Here is a 25942-nt window from a genome sequence, read left to right as displayed (position 1 = left end):
TACTTTCCCGCTGCCGCTCGACTTGCATGTGTTAGGCCTGCCGCCAGCGTTCAATCTGAGCCATGATCAAACTCTTCAATTTAAGTTTGGTTGCCACTCTTTGTTACCAAGGAGTTGGCGGCTCAATGAATTGCTGAATTAACTGCTGCAACTAAAAGTTGCTTTGGTCACTTCATCAGACATTGAAAATCAAAAATTGTTTTTGATGCTCGATGCTGTGAGTGCCCACACAGATTGCTTGATTCAAATTGTTAAAGAGCAGGGTCTGAAACTATAACCCTCACCAGCTTGCTTTGCAAGGTGGACCAGACGCGCACTGCGCCGTGCTGATGGAGGCGCATTATAGGGATATGATTCTCGCTGACAAGCGAAAACTACGTGTTTATTTGAAAAAGACGTTCAGGTGTTTAATCAACAACCAATCAGACTAAAAAACCATCAACGATTCATCTAAATGAGCCTGCACACCTTCTCTATCGCTACCAATCGGTACCCGTTTTCGCCACATCAAGATCTACATGCCAGCCACGCCAGGCACACAAAAATGAAAAGGGCCCCTCGGGGCCCTTCACATCACGCTGCTTGTAGATCAGATGGAGAAACTGGAACCGCAACCGCAGGTCGTCGTGGCGTTGGGGTTGGTCACGGTGAAACGGGAACCTTCCAGGCCTTCGGTGTAATCCACGCTGCCGCCGACCAGGTATTGCAGGCTCATGGGATCGATCACCATGGTGACGCCGCTCTTCTCGACCACGGTATCGCCATCATTGATTTTCTCGTCAAACGTGAAACCGTACTGGAAACCGGAGCAGCCCCCCCCAGTGATGTAGACCCGCAACTTGAGTTCGGGATTCTCTTCTTCGGTGATCAAGGTCTTTACCTTGTTGGCTGCCGCATCCGTCATCTGAATGGGCAAGGGGGCTTCTGCTACTGCACTCATTGCTGACCTCACAACCGTTACATCCACAAACATGGAAACCGCGAAATTATCCAATACCCGACCATTTAGTTCAAGTATTCACCACTCTCTTACTGTGCTGCCGGCAAGGGGGCTGGTTGAGCGCTCAGAGGCTTGAGCACCTCGTTCCACTCAGCAACCAGCTCCTGGGCCGGTTGCCGACCCTCCTTCGGGATGAGGATTCTCACCCTGTCCGGGATGAAGCCTGAGGGAAGCTGCCAATTGCCCTCCAAGAGCTGGAAGTATCGCAACGCGTAGCGTCCCTCCCCCACCTTCATGCCAAGATCCCGGCCACTGAGGATCCTGGGCTTGTCAGCCAGACTGCCTTCGAGCCGGATCTGCACCTGCCCCCGAAACAGCTCCCGCTTCTTGGCGGGTTGAGTGAGCGCCAGACGATAGTGGTAGCGACCCGGCACACTCGTCTCCTGCAATGTCAGATTGTCGATGGATACCCCCACCTGTTCGCCGGTGGGACGCATGATGCGCTCGAAGAAGGCCAGCTGACGTTTCTGCTCCTGTACCTGGGCTTCCTGATCCTTGAGCGTCTGCTGAAGTTGTTCGAAGGCGGCCTTCTGGGTCGCCAGCAGGGTCTCCCTGACGCCGAGATCCGTCTTCAGTTGTGCAATGGCCTTGCTCTGACGCTCCAACGTCTCTTGCTGCACCGTCATCAGGCTGCTCTGAGCCAGCTCCTGTCTGTTCCCGACGACATAACCGATACATGCCCCCACGGCCAGCACCACCAATAACTTCACGATTTGGGACATAAGGCCTCTTCTATATGCCGACATCAACACGGTCAGTTTCTTTTCACTATACGCGACCATGCCGGATTGATACGGATAAACAAAGAGTTAACCGGTCGCGATGCTGCTTTCACCCCGGTTTTGACGCGCAGCAAGCCGTAAAGTTCGCTCCAGGATCTGGGAATAGATGGGACGCCCCCCCAACCATTGCGCCACCAGGGTTGCCCCTATGGTGGTGATCATCATGGGCAGGATCAGCTGATAGTTGTCGGTCATCTCGGTCACCAGCACGATGCCGGTAATGGGGGCACGCACGGTGGCGGCGAAGAGCGCCCCCATGCCGGCGATGGCAAAGGCGCCCGGTTCGATGCCGAGATCGGGAAATGCAGAGTGGAACAGGTGACCAAAGATCACCCCGAACAGGGTGCCCAGCGCCAGGGTCGGCGCAAAGACACCACCAGGGGCCCCCGAGCAAAAGCAGATGAGGGTACCCACCAGTCGCACCGAGAAGATGATGAAGAGCGTCGCCATCGCATAGTCTCCCCCCGTCAGATGCGGGATGAGCTCGATTCCCCCTCCAGTGACCGAAGGGGCGAACAGCGACAGCATGCCAAAGGTTCCAGCTACCCCCATGCCGATGATGACGAAGCGGTGGCGCTTGTTCTGATGCAATGCCAGGTAACCATCCTGACAGGCGAGCACCAGCTTGTTGAAGACGAACCCCAGCACACCAAAGCAGCCCCCCATGAAGAGAAACAGCCAGAGCGCCTTCAAGGCCGGCGCGTCGTAGTGAGGCAGCATGATGACGGGGGATTGCCCTTTCATGTTCTGCAGCATCAGGGTCGCCATGACGGCCGAAATCCCGACCGCCTTGATGGCGAGGAAGGAGTAGCGAAATTGCGGTCGCATCTCTTCCATGACAAACAGTATCCCTGCCAGCGGGGCATTGAAGGCCGCAGCGAGACCACCCGCCGCACCGGCAGCCAGCAGGGCATGGCCATGCTCCTTGGGCAACCGGAAGATATCCGCCACCATCTTGCCGAGGTTACCCCCTATCTGCACCGAGGGCCCCTCCCGCCCCAGCACCATGCCGGAACTCAAGGTACAGACCCCGCCAAAAAACTTCACCGGCAACACCCGCCACCAGCGTACCGGGCGCAGGTCGTCCATGGCCCCTTCAATTTCCGGGATACCGGATCCCCCCGCCTCGGGGGCAAAGGCATGAGTGAGGAAATAGCCAACCAACCCCAGCAGGGCGCTGAAACCAAAGCCGAGCAGGCCGAGCTGCCACCAGGGGCGATCGGCCAGCAAGTCGAGACGCTGCTGGGCCAGCCAGTGAACGCAAGACTCGAACAGTCCGCACACCAGGCCTGCCAGCAGACCGACCAGGGCCGCCAGCAGGAGCACCAGCAGCGGCATCTTGTCCCGTCGTATCAGACGCTGCAAGACTGGAGGACGACGCAGCGAGGCCGCGTCGGCGGAAGGAATGGCTTGTTGCTCCATGGATAATCACGCTCATCTAACGAGGACCAGACACACCTCGGCCTCGGCTGCCCAGCTCTGGGCCTTTCTGCTATAGTCGGCCCGTTTCATGTATCACGGGCGAGAGTCCGGGGCGAGAGCGCAAAGCATACTCCTCCCGCTATCCCCTGCCGAGCCGCAATCGGCAGCCTGCGCCCGGGTAACGACCAAAATCCCATTAAGGATGATCCATGTCAAAATCAGATCAGCTGTTTGAACAGGCCCGCCAGACCATTCCCGGTGGCGTCAACTCACCGGTCCGCGCCTTCAACGGGGTCGGCGGCACACCCCGCTTCATCGATCACGCCGATGGCGCCTACCTCTATGACGTGGACGGCCAGGCCTATGTGGATTACATCGGTTCCTGGGGCCCCATGCTGCTCGGTCACAACCACCCGGCCATCAAGGCCGCTGTCATCAAGGCGGTGGAAAAAGGGCTTAGCTACGGTGCCCCGACCGAGATCGAAGTGCTGATGGCCGAGAAGGTGCGCCAGATCGTCCCCTCCATGGAGCAGGTACGGATGGTCAACTCCGGCACCGAGGCGACCATGAGCGCCATCCGGCTGGCCCGCGGCTATACCGGCCGCGACAAGATAGTCAAATTCGAAGGCTGCTACCACGGCCACGCCGACTCCCTGCTGGTCAAGGCTGGCTCCGGTGCCCTCACCCTGGGTCAGCCCAACAGCCCGGGCGTACCGGCCGATTTCGCCAAACACACGCTCACCTGTGTCTTTAACGATCTGGACTCGGTGCGCGAAGCCTTCACCCAGTACGGCAGCGAGATCGCCTGTATCATCGTCGAGCCGGTCGCTGGCAACATGAACTGCATCCCGCCGGTGCCCGGCTTCCTGGAAGGGCTGCGCGCCATTTGTGACGAGTTCGGCGCCCTGCTGATCCTGGATGAGGTGATGACCGGCTTTCGCGTCTCCCTGCGTGGTGCCCAGGGCCACTACAACATCGACCCGGATCTCACCACCCTCGGCAAGATCATCGGTGCTGGCATGCCGGTGGGCGCCTTCGGCGGCAAGAAGAAGGTGATGCAGCACATCGCCCCGACCGGCCCCGTCTATCAGGCTGGTACCCTCTCCGGCAACCCGGTGGCCATGGCCGCCGGCCTCACCATGCTGGATCTGCTGCTGGAGCCGGGCCTCTATGAGCAGCTGAGCGTCAAGACCGCCCGTGTCGCCGAAGGGCTGAAAGCGGCCGCCGCCAGGCACGGCATCCCGCTTGCCATCAACTACGTGGGCGGCATGTTCGGCTTCTTCTTCACCGACGAGACCGAGATCACCCGCTACGAGCAGGTGACTCGCTGCGATATGGAACGCTTCAAGCGCTTCTATCACCTGATGCTGGAAGAGGGTGTCTATCTGGCACCGAGCGCCTACGAGGCGGGCTTCCTGTCGCTGGCCCACGGCGACAAGGAGATTGAACACACCCTGGCGGCCGCCGAGCGCAGCTTCGCCAAGCTGGCTGGCTGACAAGCAGCAAGATGTGCAGAGGGCCCCGATGGGGCCCTTTTTTGTTTGCTCGTCCCGACAAGGCACCATAGTGGTGCATCCTTAAGTCCCTCACCGGAACCTTGCCACCTGCTGGTGCGCCGCGCCGTACACGGGCTGTCATAAATCGGGCCCACAATTTGCAGGCCCCTGCTTCAGGAGCCCATTGGACCGAGGTGTATATGGCAGAGATGAGCCCCATCGATGTGCTGCGGCGCTATCAGGAGTACGAAACCGAGCTGGCCCCCCTGCTGCTGGGGCTCCTCACCCTCCCCGAGGCGTCTCTCAAGACCTATGCCTTCGTCGAGGAGGTGAAGAGCCTGCCCCCCCAGATCAGGCCTGCCATACTGGCGCCCGTTCCGGCGGCCCAGGGGCAGCTGCGCCTGCTGGTGCAGGGCCATGGCCGGGAGCTGGAGATCAACCTGCACCAGCTGATCGCCTGGCTGATGGGGGACAGAGAGCGGCGGCGCGCCATTCCCTGGTTCAGGGCCGTCTACGTCGTCCTGAGTCTGGCCCTGTTTCTCATCGTCGGCACCCTCATCTGGCACGGGCTGGAACAGCTCTATCTGCTGCTGTGCGGCACCCAGCAGAACCGGCTGGGGGCCTTCAGCGCCATCATCTTCCTCACGCTCGCGCTGGCAGTGTTCGATCTCGGCAAGACCATCCTCGAAGAGGAAGTGCTGCTGCATAAGGACATCTTCCGCCACAGCGCCATCCGGCGCACCATTACCCGCTTTATCGCCGCCATCCTGATCGCGGTCTCCATCGAGGGGTTGCTGCTGCTGTTCAAGGGATCCCTCGGCCAGAGCGAACTGCTCTGGCCTGCGGTGGGGGTGATGGGCTGCGCCGTGGGGTTGCTGCTGGCGCTGGGGCTCTATGTGTTTCTCGGTGCCAGGGCGGAAGCCGCGCTGGTGCAGGCTAACCAGCGATATCCGCAGCCAGCTGCGCGGTGGGGCGACGAGCCGCCCGCCAGGAGGCGTACATGGTCCAGGAGGTATAGATGACGATGAAGGCCACCAGCCATTTGAGCATCTCCATCTCCATGGATTTGACCAGCATGGCCGCCAGCACCACGCCGATGGGGCCGAAGATGGCCACCGCCAGCACGGCCCGCGCATCGAAAGCCCCCTTGCGGATGAAGGTCCCCGCCGAGAAGACGCTGAGAACGGCGGTGGATCCCATCATGATGGGGAAGGCCACCAGCGGGTTCATGCCGAGCAGATAGACCAGGGTCATGCAGGGGGCGAACAGGCCGATACCGACGTTCATCAGGGCTCCGAACAGGAAGTTGCCGGCAAGGGCGATCCCCAGCTTGTAACCGCTCAGCCCCATGGCCTCGCCACCGAGGGGGAAGAGCCCGAGCAGGCCGACAAAGATGAGACCGGCGACCACCAGCAGGGAGACCGCCATGACCAGCCGGATGGTCTGGCGATCAAAGGAGGCCACGTAACGGGCGCCCCAGGCCGCACCGGCCGCCGCAGCCGCCATCATGCTGATGAGGGTCATGGGATCCACGTTGACCACGCCGATGAAGATGAGAGCCTGGGTCACGGTCGGCAGCACGCACTGGCCGTTGAGGGTACCGGGCAGCACCCGATCATCGATCAGCCTGAACTGCTTGTAGCAGGCGGTCTTCACCGCAAAGCTCCCCACCCCCAGGGTATCGAGAAAATTGGCCACAAAGCCGATGGCCGCCACCGGCCAGAAAGGGGTGGCTTCGAGCTGGCCATGACGCCGTTTGTGCCACCAGGCACGGACCAGCATAACGAGAAAGACCAGGGCACAACCGATAAACAAGAGACGCAGAAAAGTGACAAGCATGGGGAGACCTCCAACAACGGGCGGCGATTCTAAGGCAGCGGAGGGAAAAAATCCTGGCCAGGATCATGAGAGGACGGATGCAAACGTTTGGCCCCGACTATTTTGGCTGGCAGAACCCGAATGGGGCTATCCATACTGGTTGGGAGGGCGACAGCCCGGGCTCATCGGGCGTAGTCCTGGTCATTTCGCGACGACCACAGCACCGGTGAGGCGTAAACGAAAGAAGGCGGGGTGACCCGCCTTCTTTTTTCATTCTCCGTCAGGCAATCCAGCGTGGCAGCCGAGGAGCCAGGCGGTCGATCAGGCGATCCGACACGGGAGTGAGCAACAGCAGCGGCAGGCAGATCAGGGAGAGGCAAAGAGCGCCTACATAGACGTCCGTCATCCAGTGCGCACCCGCCAGGATGCGGGGCGCCGAAAACAGGGGCACCATCACCACCGCAACCACCCCGGCCCAGCGCGGCAGATAGCGCAGGGCAAAACCGGCGAAGATCATCAGGAAGAGGGCGTGATCACCGGGGAAGCTGTCACCGGCGGAGTCCTTGGTGGGAATCGCACTGATCTCGGTCAGGCGCAGTGCCCCGTCCACCATCAAGGTGGGGCTGGGACGGCTGACCGGCAACAGATGCCCGAGCTGATTGATCACCAGGGCCCCCAGCAGCATCACGACCCCCATGGCCACCAGACGACGGCGCTCCTGCCCGTCGGCACGGAAGAAGCAACTGGCGAGGATCCCGCCCATGCAGGCCAGCGCGGCCAGATCGAACAGGCGGTTGTTGGTGATGGCCACCAGATCGGCCCAACGGGGGGAGTGGCCAATCCAGCCATTGACCAGCTGGAAGAGGGCGAGATCCCACCCATCCCAGGGGCCGTGCTCAGGCAGGGCGCCCCAACTGAAGGCGATGAGGCCCCCGGCCAGATAGAAAGGAATGAACTTGCTCATGCCGACGTGTCCTTCGAAAAACGCTCATTCTAGGCCAGCCGCAAGATGACTTGCATCACAAAAGTGTAAGAATTCGTGTAACAAAGGTATTCCATCGGATCTTCTTTTGGCGCCGCCGACCAGGTGGGCAAGCGCGCCCCCTCCTTGGCTCTCCCACCGGTTGCGGCTAGTATGGGCGCTCCCTTCGTTCAGGATGATGATGATGCGCAGCTACCTTCGCATGATGTTGTTTGCCCTCGGTTTGCTGGCAGGTGTACAGATCCCCGGGCTGGTCGATCTCTACTTCCAGCGGCTGGATGCCCGGCTGCAGCAGGCTGGTCTGGCGCTGGCCCCCTTCCAGCGCACGGCGGACCAGCACTTCAATGGCGATCTGCAGGCGCTGGTCGCCCATTACGGTGCCAGCCAGGATCCCGTCTTCACCCAGGATGCCACCAGCCTCCAGCAACTGGTGAACCAGCAGCAGCACCTTCAGGGGGAGATCGCCGTGCGGGAGAGCCCCTGGTACCAGCAGCTCTCCCACCTGTTGCTGCGCGCCGATCCCGCCCTCTGGCAGGATACCCTGCACAACTACGGCTATGTGGTCCCCCTCAAACAGGCCGCCATTTTCTGCGGCGTGGCGGCGGGTCTGCTGGCCTCCCTGGCGGGGGATCTGCTGCTCGGCCTCCTGCTGCTGCCATTTCGCTCCCGCCAGCGCGTCCCCCGTCACGGCCTGCGCTGATCCCCTCTCACTGCCAACCGGGGTGCCCGCCCCGGTTGGCGGCTACTCGAAGGGTTCGAGATAGGCTTCTATGGCCTTCTTCAGCCAGGCCAGCACCTTGCCGTGATGGGCGTTCTCCGACAGATAGACTCCGTAATCGCGCCACTGCAGACTGAACTTGTGCTTCAGGGTCAGCAGCTCCCCCTGGCGCAGCTGGCTCTGGATAAGGGGTGAAGGCAGCACCGCCCAGCCCAGACCATCCAGCACCGCATCCCGCATCAGTTCGAAACTCGACAACCCGATATGCTGCCCCCCGATGGGCAGCAGGCTCTTGACCGAAAACGCGTCCACATAGGAGAGAGTGACCTGGGTGTGATCGGTCAGATCCTGCTGCAACACCCGCTTCAGCCCAGCCAGCGGGTGGCTTGGCGCGACCACCATCAGGGTGCGGATCGGGTTGAGCACGTCGATGCAAAGACCGCTGCGCTCCTGTTCCTCGGTGATGAGGCCGAAGGCGGCATCCACGAACCCCTCTTCCACCAGAGCCGGCAGCTCCGGCGGTGAGGCCAGCACCAGGGAGATGCTGGTGCCCGGAAACTGGCGACGCAGCGCCCCCAGCATCTCGCGCCATACCACCTCGGGAATGGCGTCGTCCCGGGCTACCCGCAGCGCCACCTCGGCACCGGAGGCATGGTGCTCGCACTTGAGCTTCAGGCTGTTGGCGGCCTGCAACAGCCGCCGACAGTCGTCCAGCACTTGCTCGCCGATTTCGGTCAGTCGGCTCTGGTTCGCCCCTCGTTCGAAAAGTTCGACGCCAAGCTCCACTTCCAGGGTTGCTATCGCCGAGCTCACGGCGCTGCGACTCTTGCCAAGTCGTCTGGCGGCATTGGCTATCGAACCACTGTCTGCTGTTTCTACAAAGAGCTGTATCTGATTTAGCTTCATGACTTCAAACTGGCGGCAGATTATTCCATCACCACCTTATCCCCTGCCCCGCCCCCAAGGCAAACTAGCAGCGACAGCTTTCTCGACGCTCAGCGATAACCTTGCCCGTTTCGGGTGCCGTTATCCTCTCATCGTCGCAGCAACAGAAGGAAACTGCATGTCATCCCGTCCCCTGCTTTTGGCCCGCCTCTTCCTGACGGGGGCCATCCTGACCGAGGTCGCCGGCACCTCCTCCATGGCCCTGATCCCAAAGAGCGAGAGCGGCTGGATCCACTATCTGCCGATGTGGCTCCTCATCACCCTCTCCTACCTGCTGCTCGCCAAGGCCGCCAGGACAATCTCCATTGGTATCGCGTTTGCGCTGTGGGAAGGGCTGGGGATCGCCCTCATCACCGCCGTCTCCGTCCTGTTCCTCGGCTACGAGCTGAGCATCCAGGAGTGGATCGGACTGGCGCTGGCCATAGTGGGGATTGTCATGGTGACCCTGGGCGAGACCCATGATGCACCAGCCCCCACCCGCCAGAGGAGGGAAGCCCCATGCACCCGTTGATCATCGTACTGAGCGCCGCCATGCTGGATATCGGCGCCAACATGGCAATCAACCGCTCCGTCGGTTTTCGTGACAAGGGGTGGGGCGTCCTCGGCATTCTGCTGGTGCTCTGTGCCTTCACTCTGCTCAGCGAGGCGGTCAGTACCGGCAAGATCGATCTGGCCGTGGCCTATGCCACCTGGGGCGCCATCGGCATCCTGGGCACCGCCCTCGGGGGCCTGCTGCTGTTCGGCGAGCGCCTCAGACCCGTCGGCTGGCTCGGCATGATGGTGATGGCGGTGGCGGTCGCCCTGCTGACCACAGCATGATCCCCTCTCCAACCCCATGAAAAAAGCCGCCCTGTTCCCAGGGCGGCCTTTTCATGGTCAAACCGATCATCCAGATTGCAGCAGGCAGCCTAACGCGCGGCCTCGTACAGCTCCAGCGGCAGGCCGTCGGGGTCGGCGAAGAAGGTAAAGCGCTTGCCGGTCAGCTCGTCCACCCGCACCGGCTCCACTTCCACCCCGTGCAGCTCCAGGTGGGCGATGACCCGGTCGAGATCCGCCACCCGAAACGCCAGGTGGCGCAACCCGCACGCCTCCGGCCGGGAGGGGCGCGGTGGCGGCGCTGGGAAGCTGAACAGCTCCAGCTGGCTGCCGTCCGGCAGCGCCAGATCCAGCTTCCATGACTGGCGCTCTGCCCGCAGGGTCTCGGCAATGATGGGCAACCCCAGCACCTGGTGATAGAAGTGGCGCGAGCGCGGATAGTCGCTGGCGATGATGGCCACGTGATGGATGGCCTCAAACAGAGGATGGGTCATGGCAATCCTTGCAAAACGGGCAGCCTGCGCTGCCCGTCTTCGTCAGTTGAAGAAACCGTTGAACCAGTTGTCCAGGGCATTCGCCGGGTCCGAGACCGGGCTGGCACAGCTCATGGGCTCGGCCAGACCGGCCAGCTTGGCCGGCACCTGGAGACTGCCGGGACAATCGCTGGCCACCCGGGCACCGCTCGAGCGGGAGAAGTTGGCCCAGCTCACCCCTTCGGGCATCTTCAGCCCCAGGCTGTTGACCCCTCGCTGGCTCATGTAGCCGCTGAACAGCTGCAGGGCGCCACTGGCACCGGTCAACCCGGCCGGGGTGTTGTCGTCACGGCCGACCCAGACGCTCACCAGCTCGTTGTTGTCCATCCCGGCAAACCAGGAGTCACGCAGCTCGTTGGTGGTACCGGTCTTGGCGGCCATGGTGGCCCCAGGGAACTTGGCACCGAGCGCCCGGGCCGTCCCCTGGCTCACCGTCTTGGTCATGGCGAACAGAGTCAGCCAGCTTGCCTGGGGATCCGTCACTCGCTTGGCCGCTTCGTCATGCTGGTAGAGCTGGCGCCCCTCGCCATTCACCACGGCCCGGATGGCCGACAGGGGCTGGGTCAACCCCTGGTTGGCAATGGGCAGGTACATCTGGTTCACCTCCATGGGCGAGAGCGCCACCGCCCCCAGCACCAGGGACGGATAGGGCTGGATCTCCTGCTGCACCCCCAGCTTGTGCAGGGTATCCACCACCTTGTCCAGGCCTATCTGCATCCCGAGGTTGACGGTCGGCACGTTGAGGGAGCTGGCGAGCGCCTCCATCAGGGGCACGCTCTGGCGGAACTTGCGGTCGTAGTTCTGCGGCGTCCAGATCTGGCCATCCTGGCCGCGAATCCGGATCGGCTGATCTTTAAGCGGCGTGCCCAGGGTCAGGCCGTTGGAGAGGCCGGTCAGGTAGACCGCAGGCTTCACCAGGGAGCCAATCTGACGGCGGGCATCCAGCGCCCGGTTGAAGCCGGCGTAGCGGGGATCCCGTCCCCCCACCATGGCGACCACCTCGCCCTTGTGCCAGTCGGAGACCACCATGGCCGCCTCCAGCTTCTTCTTGCCACGCTGCTTCTCGATGGTGGCCAGACCCGACTCCACCGCCTGCTCGGCGGCGTGCTGGGCGATGGGATCCAGACTGGTGAAGATCTTGAGGCCGGACTGCTTGAGCAGATCCGGGCCGAAGCGATTCTGGATCTCCCGCTTGAGCAGCCCCATGAAGGCCGGGGTACGGCCATAGCTCATCTGGCCGCGGGCGATGATGCCAAGGGGCTGCTTGCTGGCCAGGTCATACTCGGCCTGGGTCAGGCTGCCGTGATCCGCCAGCAGTTTCAGCACCAGATCCCGGCGCGCCTTGGCCCGGTCGGGGAAGCGCCAGGGATCGTAATAGGAGGGACCCTTCACCATGCCCACCAGCAGGGCCACCTGATCGATGTCCAGCTCGTTGACCGGAATACCGAAGTAGAAGTAGGAGGCGAGCCCGAAGCCGTAGACCCCCTGGGAGAAGTTCTGCCCCAGATAGACCTCATTGAGGTAGGCCTCCAGGATCTCGTCCTTGCTGTAGCGGTAGTCGATGAGCACCGCCATGTAGGCTTCCTGCAGTTTGCGCCACAGGCTGCGCTCACGGGTCAGGAAGAAGTTCTTGGCGAGCTGCTGGGTGAGCGTACTGCCCCCCTGCACGGTGCGCCCCGCCAGCAGGTTGGCTGCCATGGCGCGCATGATGGCCACCGGCGAAACGCCGCCGTGCTGGTAGAAGTCCCTGTCTTCCGTGGTGAGCAGCGTCACCAGCAGGCTGTCCGGCACCTCGGAAAGGCGCACCAGCAGGCGGTCTTCCCGATCCTCGGTGTTGAGGCGATCGAGCAGCACCGGGTCCATCTGGGCATAGCCGAGCTGGCGCTGGTTCTCCAGGGACTGGATCCCCTCGAGGCGCGCCCCGTTGAAGGTGAGGCGCAGGCCACGGGCACCGTCGGCACCGTCGTGGAACTCGAACGGCCGGCGCACCAGCTCGATGCGGTTGCCGCTCACCGCGTACTCACCCGGGGTATGAGGCTGACGCACCTGCTTGTAGCTCAGCATGTTGAGCTCGCGCAGCATCTGGGTCTGGGAGAGCCGCTGGCTGGGATAGAGCTCCAGCGGGCGGCTGTAGACCATCACCGGCAACTGCCACTTCTCGCCGTCGAAGCGCTCGCGCACCTTGGTGTCGAGATAGATCCCAAACACCACCATGAAGGCCGCCACCACCAGAGAGAGCTTGAAGCCCAGCCAGAACAGGGTGCGCCAGATGGTGCGTTTGGGCGCTGCCTTCTTGGGCGTGCGCTTGCGTCGTTGGGTTGCCATAAATCCTCTTGTCGTTCTCCTCGCCATCCCGCTGATGCGAGCGGCCTGCGATGCCTGTTGTGGAGGGGACTGTGCCACCGCCATCTTGTTCTGATCGTACCGACCGATCACTGCCCCGTCGGCTACTCCTGCAATCCCATCTTCTTCTTGGTCACCCGGGTCGGCATCGCCTCCAGCGGGTTGTCCGGCCAGTAGTGACGGGGGTAGCGCCCCTTCATCTCTTTTTTCACCTGCTCATAGGATCCCGCCCAGAAGGCGGCGAGATCCGCGGTGATCTGCAAGGGGCGCTGGGCCGGGGAGAGCAGCTCCACCACCAGGGGCACCCGGCCATCGGCCACGCATGGGGTGGCGCCCAGCCCGAACATCTCCTGGATGCGCACCGGGATCGCTGGCGCCTGACCCGGCTGGTAGCGGATCCGCACCCGGCTGCCGGTCGGTGCGGTGAAGTGGCTCGGCAGCGCCTCGTCCAGCCGCCTTGGCAGGGGCCAGGGCAGAGACTGGCGCAGGATGTCGCTCATGTCGAGCCGCTTCAACTGCTCCAGCCGGGTCATGCCGCTCACCGCCGGCAGCAGCCACTGCTCGAGGTCGGCCAGCAGGCTCTCCTCATCCATGGCGGGCCAGGCTTCGCCGGGCAGCCAGTCGCGGGCGCAGCGCAAGCGGGCCAGCAGCCCCTCGCTGCTCTCGTCCCAGGGCAGCACGTGCAGCCCCTTGCGCCGGATGCCCTGCAGCAGGCAGCGCCCCTTCTGTTCATCGGAGAGATCCGTCAGCGGCCGCTGGCCGAGCACCAGCTCGCCGAGCACCTGCTGGCGCTCCGCACGCACCCGTTCTTCCCGATCGTCCCAGTCGAACCACTGACGCTCGCCGACCAGCTCGGGCAGCTGGCGCACCAGCTCATCCAGCGCCACCGGCTCGGCGATGAAGATGCGGCTGCCGCGCTCGTTCTGACCCATTTCGACGGCCACGATGCCCCCCTGCCCCTGGCAGGGATGCCCTTCTACCAGATCGCAGCTCACCCCGCCACTGAGCTGATAGCGGCTGCCACTGCGCAGCTTGCCGATGCGATCGGGCCAGGCGAGGGCGCACAGCAACCCCAGCCATTGACCCTGCGGGCTGCTTGCCCGCACGCCGAGCCGCTCGAACCAGCGGGCCGCCCCCTGGCGCAGGGCGCCCTGACGGCGGTGGAACAGCACGGACAGGCGCTCCGATCCTCGCAGATCTTCTTCCAGCAGCGCCACCAGGAAAGCCGCATCGGCGACAATCCCTGTCAGACCCTCGGATTCCAGCTCCCGGGCCCGCAGCAACATGCGGGCGAGGCGGGGATGGGTGCCGAAGGCCGCCATGGCACGGCCTGCCGGGGTAAGTTGTTGCTCACCCTCCGGGGCCATGGCGCCCAGGGCCACCAGCAACCGCCGGGCGCTAGCCACGGCGGCAGGGGGCGGCATGTCCAGCAGGGGCAGCGCCTCCACCCGGGCCCCCCACTGGGCGGCGTCCATCAGCAGGCCGGTGAGCTCTTGCGTCAGGATGTCGGGGGGACTCTGCTCGGCGAGGCGCTCCTGCACCTCGCAGCTCCAGAGCCGGTAGCAGACGCCGGGGCCAAGCCGCCCTGCCCGCCCCGCCCGCTGGGTGGCGGAGGCTTTGGCGATGGGCCGGGTCTCCAGCCGGGTAACGCCGCTCTTGATATCGAAGGTGGCGCGCCGCTCCAGTCCGCTGTCGATGACCACGGAGATCCCCTCGATGGTGAGGGAGGTCTCCGCCACGTTGGTGGTGAGCACCAGCTTGCGACGACCCGCAGGCGCAGGCTCGATGGCCGCTTGCTGGGCCGCGAGGTCAAGACGGCCATAGAGGGGAGCCAGGGTCACATCCCCTGGCAACCGCCCTTCCAGCCACTGTGCCAGCCGCTCTATCTCCCCCTGTCCCGGCAGGAACACCAGGGCACTGCCAGCCTGACTGGCGAGCGCCTCCAGCACCACGGCGCCAACCTGGGGCTCCAGCCACTGCTGGCGATTGGCGGGGCGATAGTGGTACTCGATGGGAAAGCCGCGCCCCTCGGAACGCACCACGGGGGCACCTGGCAGCAGGCGCTCCAGGGCCATGCCATCCAGGGTGGCGGACATCACCAGCAGCTTGAGATCATCGCGCAACCCCTGCTGGCTTTCGATGGCGAAGGCCAGCGCGGTATCGGCGTGCAGGCTGCGCTCGTGGAACTCGTCAAAGATGACGAGCGACACGCCAGTGAGCTCAGGATCCTGCTGCAGCATCCGGGTCAGCACCCCCTCGGTCACGATCTCGAGCCGGGTCTGGCTGCTGGTGCGGCTCTCCCCGCGCACTCGCAGGCCGATCCGCTCGCCCACCTTCTCCCCCAGCTGACGCGCGAGGAAGCTCGCGATGTTGCGCGCCGCGAGGCGCCTGGGCTCCAGCATGATGATGCGCCCGGGCAGCCGGTGCTGGCGCACCAACTCCAGGGGCAGCAGGGTCGATTTGCCCGCACCGGGGGGCGCCTGCAGGATCACGCTGGTATGGTTGTCGAGGGCTGCAAAGAGTTCGGGCAACACCGGGACGATGGGGAGGGAAGACAAAGCGATGGGCACCTTCTGTGACACTTCTGAAAAGGGGTCCATTCTGCCACAGCCTCCCGGCCATCGTAAGCGCCCCTGCCGGGCAGGGGCAGGAAGCGTCAGGTGCAACACGGCAAGACATCCCGGGAGCGGCTGCCATAGAATGGCCCTTATCCGATGCCCATCACGAGGACCAACACGCCGCATGCCCAAACTCTTCTTTGCCCTGCCCCTGCCAGAGCTTGCCCCCGAGCTTGCGACCTGGCGAGACCAGCGCCCCTGGCCCGGCCAGCCGGTGCCCGAGAGCAACCTGCACCTGACCCTGGCCTTTCTCGGGGAGGCCGACGAAACGACCCAGGCTCGTCTTATCGCGGCCGCCGAGCGACAGCACTGCCCCCCTTTCAGCGTCCATCTGGATCAGACCGGCTGGTTTCAGCGCGCCAAAGCCGCCTGGGTGGGGCCCGGTGAGTGGCCGAACGAGCTGACCGTGCTCGCGAGGGCACTGCGCCGCCACGGTGAAAAACTCGGGCTGGGCAACGGCGAGCAGGGCTATCGCCCCCACGTCACCCTGTCGCGCAAGGCGGGCGAGGCCCCCGGCGAGCTGCCTGCGCCGGATTTTCTGCTCAGGGCCGATCGCTTCTGCCTCTATCAATCCGTCAGCACGCCGGACGGTGTCCACTATGAACCGCTCGCCTGCTGGCCCCTGCGGGCCCGCGTCAAAGAACCGCACCGCGAGGAGCTCACCCCATGATCTTCGATCCCCCCCTGCAGTCCGGGCAGCTGATCTCCCGCTACAAGCGCTTCCTGACGGATGTGGCGCTCGACAACGGCGAGGTGATCACCATCCACTGCGCCAATACCGGTGCCATGACCGGCTGCGCCCTGCCGGGCACCCGGGTCTGGTACTCCACATCCGACAACCCCAAGCGCAAGCTGCCAAACAGTTGGGAAATCGCCGAGAGCCCGGCGGGTCACTTCATCTGCGTCAACACGGCCCGTGCCAACCAGATCGCCCGGGAGCTCATCGAACAGGGCGCTCTCGCCCCCCTGGCAGGCTATACCAGGCTACGCACCGAAGTGAAATACGGGGAAGAGAACAGCCGCATCGACCTGCTGCTGGAAGATGACCACAGGCCGGATTGTTACATCGAGGTGAAATCCGTCACCCTGCTCGACGAGCGGGAGCAACCCGGCATGGGGTACTTCCCCGATGCGGTCACCACCCGCGGCGCCAAGCACTTGCGTGAATTGATGGCCATGAAGGCGGCAGGGCACCGGGCCGTGCTGCTGTTCATGGTATTGCACTCCGGCATCGCGAGAATGCGCCCTGCAGCCCATATCGATCCGCACTATAGTCAGCTTGTTGAACAGGCGATGGCGGCAGGGGTTGAAATTTTATGCTATCGCCCCCATGTTGGGGTGCAGGGCATGGTGGCTCAGGATTTTATCCCATTTGAATCTGACCATATGCTACCCGAGGGCAGAGAATAAATGCAGAAGTGGGTAACATTATTGATAAGGCTTGTTTGCCTCCCGTTGACCCTTCTGCTATAGATGTCGCCCTCAATTTATGGATGGCACGGGTAGCGTGCTGAATTAGGAGACAGGGCATGCCAACAGGCGAAAACAGGAAATCTCTGGGCCCCCTGGCCATTGCGGGTGTAGAGCCTTACCAGATGAAAGCCGGTGAGGAGTACATGAATGACCAACAGAAGGTACATTTTCGCAAGATCCTGGGAGCCTGGCGCAACCAACTGATGCAGGAAGTTGACCGCACCGTCGACCACATGAAGGATGAGGCTGCCAACTTCCCGGATCCCGTGGATCGCGCCGCGCAAGAAGAAGAGTTTGCTCTCGAACTGCGCACCCGCGACCGTGAACGCAAGCTGATCAAGAAGATCGAGAAAACCTTGCTGCTGCTCGAAGAAGATGACTTCGGTTACTGCGAGCATTGCGGCATCGAGATCGGCATCCGCCGTCTGGAAGCCCGTCCGACCGCAGACCTCTGCGTGGACTGCAAGACGCTGGCCGAGATCAAGGAAAAACAGATGGCTGGCTGATGCCGCCCATCCACAGAAACGAAAAGGGAGCCCAGGCTCCCTTTTTTATTGAGCTTTTGGTCGGGCCGTCCCAGAATGCAGCCTCAATGCATCGCCTACCCGAATTGCCATGGTCATGACATCCCCCCCCTCCCGACGCCCCTATGTGGGCCGCTTCGCCCCCTCACCGTCCGGTCCGCTCCACTTCGGATCCCTGGTCGCCGCCCTTGGCAGCTTCTTGCAGGCCAGGGCGCAGCAGGGCCGCTGGCTGGTGCGCATCGAAGACATCGACCCCCCGCGGGAGATGCCGGGAGCGGCTGACCTTATCCTCACCACCCTGGAGGCACACGGTCTTGGCTGGGATGGGGAGGTGATGTTCCAGAGCGCGCGCCATGGCCGCTATGACGAGATCATCGATCAGCTCTATCGGGCCGGGGATCTCTACTGGTGCCGCTGTACCCGGCGCGAAATCATGGCCGCAGGGGGGTTCTACAACGGCCATTGCCGCGCCCTGGGGCTGACCGCCGAGGGGTGTGCCGCCCGTTTGCGCCAGCACCACCCGGTCTATCGGTTCGAGGATGCGCTTCAGGGAGAGATCTCCGTCCCCGCGGCGCTGGCGGAGGAGGACTTCATCGTGCGCCGCCGGGACGGGCTCTACGCCTACAACCTGGCGGTGGTAGTGGATGACATGGACAGCGGCATCACCGAGATCGTCCGCGGCGCCGATCTGCTGGAGCCCACGGTGCGCCAGATAACCCTCTACCAGACTCTGGGGGCTGCCGTCCCCGATTGGGTGCACCTGCCACTGGCGGTGCAAGCGGATGGCAACAAGCTCTCCAAGCAGAACCATGCGCCGGCGCTGTCGCAGGACGAGGTACGACCGGCCCTGTGGCAGGCACTGCATTTTCTCGGTCAGTGCCCGCCGCCCGAGCTGATGGCGAGCCGGATCGACGAGATCATAGGCTGGGGCATCGCCCACTGGCAGCTGGCCCGGGTGCCCCGCCAGCAGAAGATCCCGCAAGGGCAAAGCTAGCCCCGGCTGCATTTCTTGCCCCAAAAGGACCAATCAAGGGGAAGCAGGCCACACCGTTTCTCATTTGGTTGGGGCTGAGCTATGATAGGCCGCTATTTTTTTGGCCTCCCGTCAATTTGAAGTCATAACGAGGTGTACCATTTTTTCCCAGATCGCAAACTTTTGCCGCAAAGTGCTCGGCAAGGAAGACGGCGAGCAGTCGGTGGAGTCCCCCATTCCGGCCCGTGTCGCCGGACAGCGCCGTACCTTGAGCCGTGACCAGCACCCGATTTCGCGCAAAGAGATCAGCGAGAATGCCCTCAAGGTGCTCTATCGCCTGAACAAGGGGGGCTATGAGGCCTACCTGGTCGGCGGCGGCGTCCGTGACCTGCTGCTCGGGAAGACCCCCAAGGATTTCGACATCGCCACCGATGCGACGCCGGAGCAGATCAAGGCGCTATTCAGCAACTGCCGCCTCATCGGCCGCCGTTTCCGCCTGGCCCACATCGTCTTTGGTCGTGACGTGATCGAAGTGGCCACCTTCCGGGGTCACCACCATCAGGTCAATACCAGCAAGCATGTGTCGGCCCAGTCCGATGAAGGCATGCTGCTGCGGGACAACGTCTACGGCACCATCGAAGAGGATGCCGAGCGTCGCGACTTTACCGTCAACGCCCTCTACTACAGCGCCAAGGATTTCACCCTGCACGATTTCGAGGGCGGGCTGGAAGACCTGGCCGCGCGCAGACTGGAGCTCATCGGCGACCCCGAGACCCGCTACCGGGAAGATCCGGTGCGCATGCTGCGCGCCGTGCGCTTCGCCGCCAAGCTGGACATGACCATCAGCCCGCGTACCGCCGCCCCCATCCGGGAGCTGGCCCCGCTGCTGCAGGACATCCCGGCCGCCCGCCTGTTCGAGGAGACCCTCAAGCTGTTCCTGGCGGGGGACGGTCTGGCCACCTACAAGCTGCTGCGGGAATACGGGCTGTTCCAGCCGCTGTTCCCCCAGGTAGCCGCCCTGTTCACCCCCCACGGCAACTCGCCCTACGAGCAGTTCATCGAGCAGGCGCTGATGGACACCGATACCCGGGTCCGTGAAGAGAAGCGCGTCACCCCCGCCTTCCTCTACGCCACCCTGCTGTGGGGCGCCGTCGAGGCCCGCGGCCGCGTGCTGGAAAACGAGAGCGGTCTGCCCTGGTACGATGCCTTCATGCTGGCTATCAACGAGGTGCTCGACAACCAGGTGCGGATCATCGCCGTGCCGCGCCGCTTCACCACGGACGTGCGCGACATCTGGGCCCTGCAGCAGCGCCTGACCCGCCGCCAGGGCAAGCACCCCGAGCGCGCCATGGAGCACCCGAAATTCCGTGCGGCCTTCGACTTCCTGTTGCTGCGCAACCGGGTCGAGCGCGGCCTCGGCGAGTTGGCGAGCTGGTGGGAGCGCTATGTGGCCTCCAACCCGGACGTGCGCCCGCAACTGCAACGGGAGGCGACCCGCCGCCCGGCGAGCGGCGAGCGCGCCGACTCCCGCAGCGGTGATGGCGAGAAACGCAGCGGCAATGGCCGCAACCGCCGTCGCCCCCGTCGCCGCAAGCCGAAGTCTGCAGAGTAAGGATCCGCCGATGATCGAGGTCTTCGTCGCCATCGGCTCCAACCTGGCCGACCCCCTCGGCCAGGCTCGTCGCGCCATCGCCGCGCTGGCAACCCTGCCCGAGTCAGAGCTGCGGCAGACCTCCCACCTTTACGGCAGCCGCCCCATGGGCCCTGCGGATCAGCCGGACTACGTCAATGCCGTGGCGCGCCTTGCCACCCGCCTCAGCCCTCTGGCGCTGCTGGACGAGCTGCAGCGCATCGAGCAGGCACAGGGGCGAGTGCGCAAGGATGAGCGCTGGGGCCCCCGGACCCTGGATCTCGATCTGCTGCTGTACGGCGACGAGGTCATCCGGCATGAGCGCCTGACGGTGCCTCACTATGGCATGAAGGAGCGGGAGTTCGTCCTGCTGCCCCTTGCCGAGATAGCCCCCTCCCTGGTGCTGCCCTGCGGCACCCCGCTCACCGAACTGGTTGCCCGCTGCCCGCGCAATGGACTCGCGATCCTGGCCGGTGCGGCAGGCGAGTAGAGAAGAGTAGGAACAACGTAATGAGCAAGATCACCACTACCCACCTGCAGAAGATGAAGCAGGACGGACAGAAAATCACCGCCATCACCGCCTATGACGCCACCTTCGCCAAGCTGTTCGACGACGAGGGCGCCCAGGTGCTGCTCATCGGCGACTCCCTCGGCATGGTATTGCAGGGCGGAGACGACACCCTGGCGGTCAGCATGGACGAGATGGTCTATCACACCCGCTGCGTGGTGCGCGGCACCACCAATGCCCTGGTGGTGACCGACATGCCGTTCATGAGCTACGCCACCCCGGAGCAGACCTACCAGAACGCGGCGCGCCTGATGGCGGCCGGTGCCCGCATGGTGAAGATGGAAGGGGGGGACTGGCTGTGTGACTCCATCCGCCACCTCACCCGTAACGGGGTGCCGGTGTGCGGCCATCTCGGCCTGACCCCGCAATCCGTCCACGTGTTTGGCGGCTTCAAGGTGCAGGGGCGCGACGAGTTCCACGCCCAGGAGATCTACCGCCAGGCGCTGGAGCTGCAAGCGGCTGGCATCCAGTTGCTGGTACTCGAGTGCGTGCCCGTCTCTCTGGCAGAGCGCATCACCAAGGCGCTGCGCATTCCGGTGATCGGCATCGGTGCCGGCCCTGCCACCGACGGCCAGATCCTGGTGATGCACGATGCCTTCGGCATCACCTCCGGTTATGTGCCCAAGTTCACCAAGAACTTCCTGGCCGAGACCGGTGACATACGTGCCGCCATTCGTCTCTACGTGCAGCAGGTGAGCGAGGGAACCTTCCCCGGCCCCGAGCACTGCTTCAACTGACTTTCTGTCGTCATGCGAGCGGGGGCCTGTGCCCCCGTCTCGCCCTCCCCCCTGACGACCCCCTCTTTTATTGATTCATCTGAAGGTGAACTGACGATGTTGGTTGTGAACAATCCCACCGCGCTGCGCGAGCAGATCGGTCAATGGCATCGCGAAGGCCGCGCCATCGCATTCGTGCCCACCATGGGCAATCTGCATCAGGGTCATCTCACCCTGGTCGAGGAGGCCCGCCGCCATGGCGACAAGGTGGTGGTCAGCATCTTTGTGAACCCCTTGCAGTTCGACAAGGCCGAGGATCTCGCCAACTACCCCCGCACCCTGGAGCAGGATTGCGCCGCCCTGGAGGCCGCCGGTGTGGACCTGGTCTTCACCCCGACGCCGGAGATCATGTATCCCCAGGGGCTCGCCAGCCAGACCTTCGTCGAGGTGCCCGGCATCTCCAGCCTGCTGGAAGGGGCGCTGCGTCCGGGGCATTTTCGCGGGGTCAGCACCGTGGTCACCAAGCTGTTCAATCTGGTACAGCCGAACGTGGCCTGCTTTGGCGAGAAGGATTACCAGCAGCTCGCGCTCATTCGCAAGATGGTGGCCGACATGGCCATGCCCATCGAGATCGTGGGCGTGCCGACCGTGCGGGCCGAAGACGGGCTGGCCCTCTCTTCGCGCAACGGCTATCTGACCGCTGCCGAACGGGCCATCGCCCCCGAGCTCGCGCGCACCATGAACTGGATTGCCGAGCAGATTGAAGCGGGGAACAGTCACCTCCCCTCCCTGGTTGCCCAGGCCAGCCAACGCCTCGACAACGCGGGATTCAGGACGGATGCCATCGACATCGTCGATGCCGACACCCTGGAATCCGCCAGCGCCGAGAGCCAGCGCCTGGTGATCCTGATGGCCGCCTATCTGGGCAAGGCCCGCCTCATCGACAACCGGGTCGTCGCCCTGCGGGGTTGAGACACGGCAAGGAGACCACGATGTCCAAGAAGGTTTACTGCATCGCCCAGTTCCAGCCCAAGCCGGGCCAGGAGCAGGCCCTGTTCCGCGTCCTGCAAGGGCTCGAACCCGACACCCTGCGTGAAGATGGCTGCCTGCAGTACATCGTCACCCGCCATATCCAGAGCCCCTTTGCTGAGGGGGAGAGCTTCCCCATCGTCTTCAACGAGATCTGGCGCGACATGGCGAGCTTCGAGGCCCACTGCCAGCGCGCCGGTATCAAGGCCTTCTTCGAGCGCTACTGCCTCGCGGATGATGGCCTCGCGGCCAAGTGGAACGTCTGCGTCTACAGCGACGAGCCCTCAGACTACGATGCCCCGGCCCTCTGAGACCGACATGTGCAAATAAAAAGGCGCCCGAGGGCGCCTTTTTGCTGGCAGGTGCTGCGCCTCAGTGGCGCAGACCGGTGCCGCGGGAGATGAGCCACCAGGCCATCCCGTAGAGCACCAGGATGAAGCCGATGATGATGAGATAGGCGGTGCCGAGGGGCACGTCGGAGATCCCGAGGAAGCCGTAGCGGAACGCGTTCACCATGTAGATGATGGGGTTCACCTGGGAAACCCCCTGCCAGAACGGCGGCAGCAGGGTGATGGAGTAGAAGACGCCCCCCAGATAGGTCAGGGGAGTCAGGATGAAGGTCGGGATGATGCTGATGTCATCGAACGACTTCGCGAACACCGCGTTGATGAGCCCCCCCAGGGAGAAGAGGATGGAGGTGAGCAGCACGGTCACGCAGACGCTGAACAGGTGATGGATCTGCAGCGGCACGAAGAACAGCGACACCAGGGTGACGATGAGGCCGACACAGAGGCCGCGCGCCACGCCACCGCCCACATACCCCGCGATGATGATGTAGTTGGGCACCGGCGCCACCAGCAGCTCCTCCACGTTGCGCTGGAACTTGGCGCTGTAGAAGGAGGAGGCGACGTTGGAGTAGGAGTTGGTGATGACCGACATCATGATGAGGCCGGGCACGATGAACTCCATGTAGCTGAAGCCACCCATGTCACCGATGCGCGAGCCGATGAGGTTGCCGAAGATGACGAAGTAGAGGCTCATGGTGATGGCGGGCGGCACCAGGGTCTGGATCCAGATCCGGGTGAAGCGGCTCACTTCCTTGGCCAGAATGCTCTTGAAGGCGATGTAATAGGTCATGGGGTTCATGCTTTGCGACCCTCCTCTACCAGATTGACGAACAGCTCTTCCAGCCGGTTCGCCTTGTTGCGCATGCTGAGCACCTTCACCCCCTGGGCGGAGAGCTGCTCGAACAGGCTGTTGAGGGACTGGCTCTTCTCCAGCTCCACTTCCAGGGTGTTCTCATCCTGCATCCGGCCGTTGAACTCGGGCAAGGCCGGTACGGTGGAACCCGGCACCAGATCCAGCAGGAAGGTCTCGCGACCCAGCTTGCCGAGCAGGCTCTTCATGCTGGTGTTCTCGATGAGACGGCCCTTGTCGATGATGCCGATGTTGCGGCACAGCATCTCGGCCTCTTCCAGGTAGTGGGTGGTCAGGATGATGGTCACCCCCTGCTCGTTGAGATCCTTGAGGAAACTCCACATGGAACGGCGGATCTCGATGTCCACCCCGGCGGTCGGCTCATCCAGGATCAGCAGCTTGGGCTCATGCATCAGGGCGCGGGCAATCATCAACCGGCGCTTCATGCCACCGGAGAGAGTGCGGGCCGCCATGTCGCGCTTGTCCCACAGATCGAGCTGGCGCAGGTACTTCTCGGCGCGCACCTTGGCCTCGGCCCGCGGCACTCCATAGAAACCGGCCTGGTGAGTCACTATCTGGCTCACCTTCTCGAACTGGCTGAAGTTGAACTCCTGGGGCACCAGACCGAGCTGGGACTTGGCCAGCTCCAGATCGGTATCGATGTCATGACCGAATACCTTCACCTTGCCGGCACTCTTGTTGACCAGTGAGCTGATCACGCCGATGGTGGTGGATTTGCCCGCCCCGTTGGGACCGAGCAGGGCGAAGAAATCCCCCTGTTTGACGGTGAGATCGATGCCCTTGAGGGCTTCGACGCCCCCCTGATAGGTCTTCTTCAGACCGCTGATTTCCAATGCGTTCATTGCAACCCCTGTGATGGATGAGCCCATCTCGAGACAGAAAAGGCGGCTGTGACGCCGCCTGAAGACAGTCGATGGCGGGCCGGCCAGCCTGCCTTGCTACTTCGGACCCGGCTTACTCTTGCGGTACCACCTTGCCGATGAAAGGCAGGTTACGGTACTTCTGGGCGTAGTCAATGCCACAGCCCACCACGAACTCGTCCGGGATGGAGAAGCCAAGCCAGTCCACCGGCACCTGAACCTCGCGGCGGGACGGTTTGTCCAGCAGGGTGCAGATGGCCAGGGATTTCGGCTCGCGCAGGGAGAGGATCTCGCGCACCTTGTTGAGGGTGTAACCGGTGTCGATGATGTCCTCCACGATCACCACGTCCTTGCCTTTGATGTCGTCATCCAGATCCTTGAGGATGCGCACGTCACGGGTGCTGTGCATGCCGGAGCCATAGCTGGAGGCAGTCATAAAGTCCAGGGTGATGGGCAACTGGCACTGACGGCAGAGATCCGCCAGGAAGACGCAGGAGCCGCGCAACAGGCCGATCATGACCACTTCCTCGGAGCCCTGGTAACGGGCGGTAATCTCTTCACCCAGCGTGGCGATCCGGGCTGCAACCTCGGCCTCGGGGATCATCACCTCGACAATGTGTTTCATCACATACTCCAATAATGACCAAAGGGTTATTGGCCGTTCATTAACGTCAAAACCGAGGATTCTACCACTCCAACCAGTGGGCGTCAGGCATACGTGATGCTTTTATCGGCTTATTTTAATTGATAGAGTTAGCAAGCCTTCGGGCATTATCGGTGACAATACTATAAACACCATAATCAATAACTATTAGATGAAAAAACTATGGAACCACGCGCAGAAATAAGACGTCGAACCCGGCTTTCGCCGGAGGCTCGCCGTGATCAATTGATGGAGTGTGCCGTCGAGGTATTTTCCCGTCGCGGCATCGGCCGTGCGGGGCATGCCGAAATAGCCGAACAGGCAAAGGTCTCGGTTGCGACCGTTTTTAACTATTTCAATACTCGTGAAGATCTGGTCGATGAAGTGCTGACAGAAATCGAAGCCTTCGTACAGCAGATCCTCGAACAGGCCTACAACGGTCAGGGCTCCGCCAGGGAGAGCATTCACCGCCACGTGAAGCTGTTCGTTGACGCCGCCTATGACAAGCCCGATCACGCCAGCATCTGGCTGGAGTGGAGCTCCTCGGTGCGGGAAGAAGTGTGGCCTCGCTACACCCGGCTGCTGGACAAGGCGCTGGAGCGCATTGCCCCCCACCTGCAACGGGCCATCGACAACGGCGAGATCCAGAGCGTGCTGTCGGCGCAGGATCTGGCCCGCTCCCTGACCGGTTTTGGCTATGTGATGATGCAGATGATCAATCAGCCGCAGCGTCCGAGCCGGGAAGAGGTGACTGATTTCCTGTTCAAGTACGTGACGGCCCCCATCCAGGCCAGCTGACTCGCGCAGATGTTGACAAAGCGGCGCCGGGCTTTAC

The 25942-nt window shown here is 63.1% G+C and carries 27 protein-coding genes and 1 rRNA gene; 15 read left to right on the top strand and 13 right to left on the bottom strand.

Annotated elements, in window-relative coordinates:
* From AB5Y51_RS11820 to clcA, 4 genes are all read right to left on the bottom strand, one after another.
* A 16S ribosomal RNA gene (locus AB5Y51_RS11820) occupies positions 1–82 on the bottom strand; the annotation flags it as partial.
* 507 nt (positions 83–589) lie between these two features.
* Positions 590–940 carry an iron-sulfur cluster insertion protein ErpA gene (gene erpA, locus AB5Y51_RS11815; RefSeq protein WP_010675554.1) on the bottom strand — a complete coding sequence of 117 codons (351 nt, stop codon included), beginning with the start codon at positions 938–940 and terminating at the stop codon, positions 590–592.
* 89 nt (positions 941–1029) lie between these two features.
* Positions 1030–1722, bottom strand: a complete 693-nt coding sequence (locus AB5Y51_RS11810) for a DUF6776 family protein (protein ID WP_368178491.1) — start codon at positions 1720–1722, stop codon at positions 1030–1032.
* An 87-nt stretch (positions 1723–1809) separates the two neighbouring features.
* The gene (gene clcA / locus AB5Y51_RS11805) at positions 1810–3204 is read right to left on the bottom strand and encodes a H(+)/Cl(-) exchange transporter ClcA (RefSeq protein WP_368178490.1); all 1395 of its coding nucleotides are present in this window, start codon (positions 3202–3204) and stop codon (positions 1810–1812) included.
* A 209-nt stretch (positions 3205–3413) separates the two neighbouring features.
* Here clcA and hemL point away from each other — a divergent pair, with 209 nt between their 5' ends.
* Both hemL and AB5Y51_RS11795 read left to right on the top strand, forming a co-directional pair.
* The gene (gene hemL, locus AB5Y51_RS11800; protein ID WP_368178489.1) at positions 3414–4700 is read left to right on the top strand and encodes a glutamate-1-semialdehyde 2,1-aminomutase; all 1287 of its coding nucleotides are present in this window, start codon (positions 3414–3416) and stop codon (positions 4698–4700) included.
* 200 nt (positions 4701–4900) lie between these two features.
* Complete coding sequence (locus AB5Y51_RS11795) at positions 4901–5722, top strand: hypothetical protein (RefSeq protein ID WP_201894670.1); 822 nt, start codon at positions 4901–4903, stop codon at positions 5720–5722.
* Here AB5Y51_RS11795 and AB5Y51_RS11790 read toward each other — a convergent pair.
* Together AB5Y51_RS11790 and AB5Y51_RS11785 are read right to left on the bottom strand one after the other, a co-directional pair.
* Positions 5637–6539, bottom strand: coding sequence for a TSUP family transporter (locus AB5Y51_RS11790; RefSeq protein ID WP_368178488.1), 903 nt, complete (start codon positions 6537–6539; stop codon positions 5637–5639). The genes AB5Y51_RS11795 and AB5Y51_RS11790 overlap by 86 nt on opposite strands.
* A 259-nt stretch (positions 6540–6798) precedes the next feature.
* The gene (locus tag AB5Y51_RS11785; protein ID WP_010675560.1) at positions 6799–7482 is read right to left on the bottom strand and encodes a phosphatase PAP2 family protein; all 684 of its coding nucleotides are present in this window, start codon (positions 7480–7482) and stop codon (positions 6799–6801) included.
* A 202-nt stretch (positions 7483–7684) separates the two neighbouring features.
* On the opposite strand from AB5Y51_RS11785, the gene AB5Y51_RS11780 reads away from it, so the two are divergent.
* A complete protein-coding gene (locus AB5Y51_RS11780) occupies positions 7685–8200 on the top strand; it encodes a DUF2937 family protein (RefSeq protein WP_010675561.1) in 516 nt (171 codons plus the stop codon).
* Positions 8201–8242: 42 nt separating this feature from the next.
* Here the strand turns inward: AB5Y51_RS11780 and AB5Y51_RS11775 are convergent, their stop codons facing one another.
* Positions 8243–9124, bottom strand: coding sequence for a LysR family transcriptional regulator (locus AB5Y51_RS11775; RefSeq protein ID WP_039040858.1), 882 nt, complete (start codon positions 9122–9124; stop codon positions 8243–8245).
* 157 nt (positions 9125–9281) lie between these two features.
* Here AB5Y51_RS11775 and AB5Y51_RS11770 point away from each other — a divergent pair, with 157 nt between their 5' ends.
* Both AB5Y51_RS11770 and AB5Y51_RS11765 read left to right on the top strand, forming a co-directional pair.
* Positions 9282–9674: a multidrug efflux SMR transporter gene (locus tag AB5Y51_RS11770; RefSeq protein ID WP_045521922.1), complete on the top strand. Its 393-nt coding sequence runs from the start codon at positions 9282–9284 to the stop codon at positions 9672–9674.
* On the top strand, positions 9662–9982 hold the full coding sequence (locus tag AB5Y51_RS11765) for an SMR family transporter (protein WP_368178487.1): 321 nt from the start codon (positions 9662–9664) through the stop codon (positions 9980–9982). The genes AB5Y51_RS11770 and AB5Y51_RS11765 overlap by 13 nt, the downstream gene beginning before the upstream one ends.
* Before the next feature lie 89 nt (positions 9983–10071).
* On the opposite strand, the gene AB5Y51_RS11760 is transcribed toward AB5Y51_RS11765, so the two are convergent.
* The 3 genes from AB5Y51_RS11760 to hrpB form a co-directional block, all read right to left on the bottom strand.
* On the bottom strand, positions 10072–10473 hold the full coding sequence (locus AB5Y51_RS11760) for a VOC family protein (RefSeq protein ID WP_042016298.1): 402 nt from the start codon (positions 10471–10473) through the stop codon (positions 10072–10074).
* Positions 10474–10515: 42 nt separating this feature from the next.
* A complete protein-coding gene (mrcB, locus tag AB5Y51_RS11755; RefSeq protein WP_010675566.1) occupies positions 10516–12837 on the bottom strand; it encodes a penicillin-binding protein 1B in 2322 nt (773 codons plus the stop codon).
* A 122-nt stretch (positions 12838–12959) separates the two neighbouring features.
* Positions 12960–15413 (bottom strand): ATP-dependent helicase HrpB, encoded by a 2454-nt coding sequence (hrpB, locus tag AB5Y51_RS11750; RefSeq protein WP_368178492.1) that lies wholly within the window; start codon positions 15411–15413, stop codon positions 12960–12962.
* 184 nt (positions 15414–15597) lie between these two features.
* On the opposite strand from hrpB, the gene thpR reads away from it, so the two are divergent.
* The 9 genes from thpR (at position 15598) to AB5Y51_RS11705 (ending at position 22697) form a co-directional block, all read left to right on the top strand.
* Complete coding sequence (gene thpR / locus AB5Y51_RS11745) at positions 15598–16143, top strand: RNA 2',3'-cyclic phosphodiesterase (RefSeq protein WP_109422518.1); 546 nt, start codon at positions 15598–15600, stop codon at positions 16141–16143.
* A complete protein-coding gene (gene sfsA, locus AB5Y51_RS11740; RefSeq protein WP_368178486.1) occupies positions 16140–16883 on the top strand; it encodes a DNA/RNA nuclease SfsA in 744 nt (247 codons plus the stop codon). The genes thpR and sfsA overlap by 4 nt, the downstream gene beginning before the upstream one ends.
* A 119-nt stretch (positions 16884–17002) precedes the next feature.
* The gene (gene dksA, locus AB5Y51_RS11735) at positions 17003–17452 is read left to right on the top strand and encodes an RNA polymerase-binding protein DksA (RefSeq protein WP_029314801.1); all 450 of its coding nucleotides are present in this window, start codon (positions 17003–17005) and stop codon (positions 17450–17452) included.
* A 109-nt stretch (positions 17453–17561) separates the two neighbouring features.
* Positions 17562–18464 (top strand): tRNA glutamyl-Q(34) synthetase GluQRS, encoded by a 903-nt coding sequence (gluQRS, locus tag AB5Y51_RS11730; protein WP_368178485.1) that lies wholly within the window; start codon positions 17562–17564, stop codon positions 18462–18464.
* A 100-nt stretch (positions 18465–18564) separates the two neighbouring features.
* Positions 18565–20055 carry a polynucleotide adenylyltransferase PcnB gene (gene pcnB / locus AB5Y51_RS11725; RefSeq protein WP_029314802.1) on the top strand — a complete coding sequence of 497 codons (1491 nt, stop codon included), beginning with the start codon at positions 18565–18567 and terminating at the stop codon, positions 20053–20055.
* Positions 20056–20065: 10 nt separating this feature from the next.
* Entirely contained in the window at positions 20066–20563 is a 498-nt protein-coding gene (gene folK, locus AB5Y51_RS11720; protein ID WP_041213874.1) for a 2-amino-4-hydroxy-6-hydroxymethyldihydropteridine diphosphokinase, read from the top strand.
* 20 nt (positions 20564–20583) lie between these two features.
* Positions 20584–21378: a 3-methyl-2-oxobutanoate hydroxymethyltransferase gene (gene panB / locus AB5Y51_RS11715; protein ID WP_201926502.1), complete on the top strand. Its 795-nt coding sequence runs from the start codon at positions 20584–20586 to the stop codon at positions 21376–21378.
* Between the two features lie 96 nt (positions 21379–21474).
* Positions 21475–22329, top strand: coding sequence for a pantoate--beta-alanine ligase (gene panC, locus AB5Y51_RS11710; protein WP_201996457.1), 855 nt, complete (start codon positions 21475–21477; stop codon positions 22327–22329).
* Positions 22330–22349: 20 nt separating this feature from the next.
* Entirely contained in the window at positions 22350–22697 is a 348-nt protein-coding gene (locus tag AB5Y51_RS11705) for a putative quinol monooxygenase (RefSeq protein ID WP_043155754.1), read from the top strand.
* Positions 22698–22758: 61 nt separating this feature from the next.
* Here the strand turns inward: AB5Y51_RS11705 and AB5Y51_RS11700 are convergent, their stop codons facing one another.
* The 3 genes from AB5Y51_RS11700 to hpt all read right to left on the bottom strand — a co-directional run bounded on the left by AB5Y51_RS11700 (position 22759) and on the right by hpt (position 25089).
* Positions 22759–23532, bottom strand: a complete 774-nt coding sequence (locus AB5Y51_RS11700; RefSeq protein WP_010675577.1) for an ABC transporter permease — start codon at positions 23530–23532, stop codon at positions 22759–22761.
* A complete protein-coding gene (locus AB5Y51_RS11695) occupies positions 23529–24446 on the bottom strand; it encodes an ABC transporter ATP-binding protein (protein WP_039040845.1) in 918 nt (305 codons plus the stop codon). Before AB5Y51_RS11695 ends, AB5Y51_RS11700 begins: the two co-directional genes overlap by 4 nt.
* 112 nt (positions 24447–24558) lie before the next feature.
* Positions 24559–25089, bottom strand: coding sequence for a hypoxanthine phosphoribosyltransferase (hpt, locus tag AB5Y51_RS11690; protein WP_010675579.1), 531 nt, complete (start codon positions 25087–25089; stop codon positions 24559–24561).
* Between the two features lie 201 nt (positions 25090–25290).
* On the opposite strand from hpt, the gene AB5Y51_RS11685 reads away from it, so the two are divergent.
* A complete protein-coding gene (locus AB5Y51_RS11685; RefSeq protein ID WP_029314803.1) occupies positions 25291–25905 on the top strand; it encodes a TetR/AcrR family transcriptional regulator in 615 nt (204 codons plus the stop codon).
* Positions 25906–25942: the final 37 nt, after the last annotated feature.

This window comes from Aeromonas sp. R7-1 (assembly GCF_040908115.1).
GTDB lineage: Bacteria > Pseudomonadota > Gammaproteobacteria > Enterobacterales > Aeromonadaceae > Aeromonas > Aeromonas caviae.
This window is presented reverse-complemented; position numbering and strand designations above follow the sequence as displayed.